A 4,444-nucleotide genomic window follows, 5' to 3' on the forward strand; every position below is an offset into this window, starting at 1 on the left:
TCGGTGCGGCCGCGGCCGGCCCTGCCCGGACCGAGCAGCCGCTCGGCGGCCTCGCGCAGGGCGATCGCCTGCCACGCCGTGCCGATCGGTCCCCGGCGTGAGCGCAGCTGGATGCTCATCGGGTCCCCTCCCCTCGGTCCTCGTCCGTCTCGTCCAGGGAGAGCAGGTCCAGCAGGCGGTCGTCGTCGAGCTGGGCGAGCCAGTCCTCCCCGTGACCCACCGTGAGGTCGGCCAGGGCCTGTTTGTCCTCGAGCACGGTGTCGATCTTCTCCTCGACCGTCCCGGCGCTGACCACCGTGTTCACGGTGACGTCGCGGCGCTGGCCGATCCGGAAGGCACGGTCGGTGGCCTGGTTCTCCACCGCCGGGTTCCACCAGCGGTCCAGGTGCACCACATGGTTCGCGGCCGTGAGGGTCAGGCCCGTGCCGCCGGCGCGCAGGCTCAGCAGCATCAGCCCCGGCCGGTCCCGCTGCTCCTGGAACTCGGCGACCATCGCGTCCCGGTCGCGCTTGGCGACCCCGCCGTGGAGGAAGGGCACCGAGTCGATGCCGAGCTCGGCGAAGCGCTCGGTCCAGTAGGGGACCAGCAGGTGCCCGAAGGTGGTGAACTGCGTGAACAGCAGCGCCTTCTCGCCCTTCTCGAAGGCGGAGGTGAGCAGGTCGTCCACCAGATCCAGCTTGCCCGAGCGGTGCTCGCCGCCGCGCACCAGCGGCGAGCCGTCCCCGAGATAGTGGGCGGGGTGGTTGCACACCTGTTTCAGCCGGGTGATCGCGGAGACCACGAGGGTGCGCCGCTTGTTCTGCTCGGCCCCGTCGAGCTGGACCATCAGCTCGTTCACGATCGCCTCGTAGAGCCCGGCCTGCTCGGGGGTCAGGTTCACCACCCGCTGCAGCTCGATCTTCTCGGGCAGGTCCTGGATGATCGAGCGATCCGTCTTCACCCGTCGCAGGATGAACGGCGAGGTCACGAAGCGCACGCGGCTGATCGCGCTCGCGTCGCCGTCCTGCTCGATCGGGGTGGCGATCCGCTCCTGGAAGCTCGCCGCGCTGCCCAGCAGGCCCGGGTTCACCGCCTCCATCAGGGAGTGCAGGTCGCCGAGGCGGTTCTCGACCGGGGTGCCGGTCATCGCCAGGCGGTGCGGGGCCTGCAGCGCGCGGGCGGCCTGGGTGACCTGGGTGCCGGGGGTCTTCACGTGCTGGGCCTCGTCGAACACGATCCGGTGCCAGGGCACGGCCTGCAGCAGCGGCAGGTCCCGGGCCAGCAGCGAATAGGTGGTGATCACGAGGTCGAGGTCGGAGGCGCCGTCGACGAAGGACTCGTCCCGCAGCCGGTCCCCGCCGTGGTGCACGTGCACCGAGAGATAGGGCGCGAACTTCTCCGCCTCGCGCTGCCACGCCCCGACCACGGACATCGGGCACACCAGCAGGGTGGGGCCGACGGGCATGGGCGGGATCTCGCGTCGGTCCGTGAGCGGGCTGTCCACCAGGCGCTCCATGCGCACCCCCTCCCGCTCCCGGCACAGCAGTGCGAGGACCTGCATCGTCTTGCCGAGCCCCATGTCGTCGGCGAGGATCCCGCCGAGGGACTGCGTATCCAGTGCCCACAGCCAGTTCAGCCCGTCGAGCTGGTAGGGCCGCAGCGTGGCCTGCAGCGTCTCGGGCTGCGGATAGGGGTAGGGGCCCTCTGCGCCGGGCAGCAGCCGGGCGAGGCCCCTGCTGCCGCCGGAGACCAGGGCGGACATCCCGAAGTCGACGTCGGCGACCTCGGGGGAGAGGATCATCGAGAACATCTCGATCCACGGCGCACGCCCCTCCATCTCGGCGGGGACCGGTGCGGGCGGCGGCAGCGCCGGTGCGGCGGGGCAATCCGGCCTTCGCCGGGCGTCGCGGGCTCGCTCCGCCTCCTCGCGGTGCCCCTCCTGCCCCTGGCCGTCCTCGCCGGCGGCGAGCCGGTTGCTGCGGGTGCGGCGGCTGAACGCGTCGAGGAACCGCTCGGCGGCGCGGAGGGTGGTGGGGTCCAGGCGCACCCACTGGCCGCGCAGCTGCACGATCTCGGCCTGCGCCTCGCGGATCTGCGCGATCTCCTCCTCGGTGAGCTCGGTCTCGCCGACGGCGACCCGCCAGCGGAAGGACGCCATCGCCCCGAGCCCCACCCCGGAGCCCTTGCGCTGGCCGGGCTCCTCCTCGGCCTCCTGGGGGCGCAGGGTGGTGCGCTGGGCGGTCCAGTCGCGGGGCAGCAGCACCGTCACCCCGGCCTGCTCGAGCGCGGGGGTGTCCAGGGCGAGGAAGGCGGAAGCCTCCTCGGTGGTCAGCAGCCAGTCCACGCCGGTGTCGTCCACGGCGGCGGTGCGCACGGTGGGGGCCAGCCGCAGCACGGCGGCGGAGGCCTCGGCGGCGCCGGCGGCGGTGAGGTCGCCGACGGCGCGGAGATCCGCGACGGGGTGGACGGTCCCGTCGTCCTCGCGCAGGCAGGTCTGCAGCGGCCAGGCCGTGCCGACCGGCGGCTGGAACAGTCGCACCACCAGCTCGCTGTCCCCGGGGCCGAGCCGCACGCCGGGGCGGCCGGAGTCGACGAAGGCGTCGAAGGCGGTGGTGAGGCGGCGCTGGGCGGGCAGGTCGGCGCGCAGCTCGCCGTCGTCGGCCAGCGCCCACAGCACCCCGGTCGGATCGGCGGACGGCGGCGGGGCGCTGCGCAGGTGCTCGGCGAAGGCGGTGCGGGCGTGCCCGTCGACCAGGGCGTGCAGCAGCGGCGGCGACTCGGGATCGGGGGCGCGCCACTGCATGACGGGCCGGCCGTAGCGCTCGGTCGCGCGGGCGCGCAGGTGCCGTGCGGCGAGCAGCTCCTGGGCGCGGAGGTCCAGCACGCAGGCGGCCAGAAGGTTCGGCATCGCGATCAGGGAGTCGGCGAGGCGGGCGGCGGTCCCGTCGGCGAGCAGCTCGGCCAGCCGGTCCGTCAGCCCGTCCTCGAAGCGTGCCTCGAGCAGGGCGGTCGCGGCGCCGACCAGGCCCGTCAGGCCCGTGCCGGACAGCGGCAGGGCGGGCAGGCGACGGTCCCCGTCCTTACCGGGGATCCGCACGCGGTGGCGCAGCTGGTCGGGGGCGTCCTCGAGCGCTGCGGCGATCGCGGCGGGGGCGTCGGCGCGCAGGCCGGCGAGGTCCTCCAGGGCGCGGGAGCGGCGCGGGCCGGTCTGCTCGGCCACCCACAGCGCGGGCCCGAGGTCCTCGTCGACGACGAGGTGGAGGCGGCGATCGGGCATGGCGCCCACCCTAGGCGTCGGCGCCGACGGACGGACCGGTCGGCGCCGCGCTGTGGACGGCCGCGCGGGGCGGGACGCTGGGGAGGAGAGGTCCGGACGGCCGCGGGCACGTCCCCGGCACGGCCCGTCCGCGCTCGGCCGACCTGCTCGCGGCCCGCCCGTTCACAGCCCGCCCGTTCACAGCCCGACGGCTCACAGCCCGTCGACGATGAGCGCGGTCGCGTCCAGCCAGGCCTTCTTGGTGCCCTTGGAGACCCGGTTCCAGTCCAGGTGGGTGCCGTCGACGAACTGCTGCTCGTAGGGCACCTCGGCGACCGCGCGGGTGTGCGCGCCGAAGTGCGCGAGCAGGCGCGAGCGCAGCGTCGGGTCGAACCTCCCCTTGGAGGAGTGGGACAGGATCGTCACCGCGTGGTCGACCTGCTCGCCCAGTCCCGTCGCGCGCAGCTCGTCGATCATCCAGGCCGCGGCGTTGAAGGTGTCCTCCCGGACGGTCGAGATGATCACCAGCTGATCGGCGCTCTTCACGGCGGCCAGCCAGTTCGAGGCGCGCACGTTGTTGCCGGTGTCGATCACCTTGATGCGGTAGAAGCGCGAGAGCGCCTCGTCGAGCTCGCCGAAGGCGCGGTCGTCGATCAGCGCGGCCGAGCCCGGGTCCTCGTCGGAGGCGAGGATGTCGAAGCGCATCTCGCCCTGGGGCCGGACGTACGGGTCGAGGTCCGCGCTGCTCGCCGAGGGGGAGCGGAGCGTCTCGATGTCGTGCAGCAGGTCCACGGCCGTGCGGTGGTGCTCGGTGGGCACGCCGCGCCAGCCGAGGGTGCCGCGGGTCTCGTTGTTGTCCCAGGCCAGGACGTTGCCGCCGCGGGCCACGCCGAGGGTCGCGGCGATCATGAGCGAGGCGGTGGTCTTGTGGGCGCCGCCCTTGAGGTTCACCACCGCGATGTTCCGCGGCCCGTCCAGGGGACGACGGATCCGCTCCAGACGCTCGATCTCCAGGCGCTCCTTCTTCCCGGGCCCGGGGGAGATCGCCCCGCCGGTGGCGCGCGTGATGAAGCCGCGGAACCCGCGGGTGGCCTTCACCTTCTGGTGCTTCGCGGTCGAGGACTGCAGGTCCTGCAGGGTGGGGCGGCCGTCGGCGGGCACCGTCGCGCGCGAGGGCAGCGGCCGCTTCGCCGCCGGGGCGGTCGCTGC

Annotated in this window: 2 protein-coding genes; both read right to left on the reverse strand. The window is 74.1% G+C overall.

Annotated features, from left to right (window positions below; translation table 11 throughout):
* Window positions 1–115 precede the first annotated feature (115 nt).
* The gene (locus HMPREF3159_RS06890) at window positions 116–3,256 is read right to left on the reverse strand and encodes a DEAD/DEAH box helicase (RefSeq protein WP_070500312.1); all 3,141 of its coding nucleotides are present in this window, start codon (window positions 3,254–3,256) and stop codon (window positions 116–118) included.
* 192 nt (window positions 3,257–3,448) lie between these two features.
* A partial coding sequence (locus tag HMPREF3159_RS06895) for a MinD/ParA family ATP-binding protein (RefSeq protein ID WP_371441698.1) occupies window positions 3,449–4,444 on the reverse strand: 996 nt, incomplete at its 5' end.

Origin of the sequence: Brachybacterium sp. HMSC06H03 (assembly GCF_001807385.1) — a bacterium.
GTDB lineage: Bacteria > Actinomycetota > Actinomycetes > Actinomycetales > Dermabacteraceae > Brachybacterium > Brachybacterium conglomeratum.